This window comes from Vibrio sp. D173a, from assembly GCF_030248475.1.
Genome location: NZ_JAHGAH010000968.1, coordinates 1 through 767 on the forward strand (window position 1 = coordinate 1; position 767 = coordinate 767).

At 42.9% G+C, this 767-nt stretch carries 1 protein-coding gene; it reads left to right on the top strand.

Annotation, left to right across the window (positions count from 1 at the left end; translation table 11 throughout):
- Positions 1 to 128: 128 nt before the first annotated feature.
- Positions 129 to 767, top strand: a 639-nt coding sequence (locus KIV40_RS30625) for a permease (protein WP_285353049.1), incomplete at its 3' end; no start/stop codon positions are given.

The following is a 767-nucleotide window of genomic DNA, read 5'->3' on the forward strand; positions in this document are numbered from 1 at the left end:
TTTCGATTTTTTTCGAAATATTGCTTGATCATTAAATTTATATTTCTATAATTCGAGAATATTCGAAATGATGCAGTTTAGAGAATTCAGAAAACTTTGAACTGTCTGTGCTCAATCTGGAGTTAATTATGAACAACGAAATACTCACCATGGCGAAAGAAGCCTTAGACATGTTTGCTTTCTTAGCAACCGAACTGATCATCCTTTTCTTAGCGATTAGCTACATTGTTGGCGTGCTGCAGGAATTTCTGACACCAGAAAAGATTCAGTCGATTCTAAGCTCACGTAAGGGTAAAGGTTATGTTGTCGCGGCACTGCTTGGCGCAATCACACCATTCTGTTCTTGCTCAACCATTCCTTTCCTCAAAGGTTTGCTAAGAGCGCGAGCGGGTTTTGGCCCTATGATGGTGTTCCTATTCGGTAGCCCACTGCTTAACCCTGTGATCATTGGCCTGTTTGTTGTGACTTTCGGTTGGAAAGTGGCGATGTTCTACTTTGTAATCGCGATGACAGTCTCTGTTGTAGCCGGTTACGTTCTTGAAAAACTTGGCTTTGAACGCTACGTAAAACCAGAGGCGTATGAATCAGCGGGTGCAACAAGTTGTGGTACTAGCTGTGGCGACTCAGCACCGAAAGCTGAGAAGAAAGAGTCATCTTGTGCAACATCTTCATGTGGAGAGCCTGCACCGGTAATGGCAAAAGAAACATCATGCTGTGGTACGAAAGAAGAACCAAAAGTGGAAGTCTCTTGTTGTTCAACAAGTGGT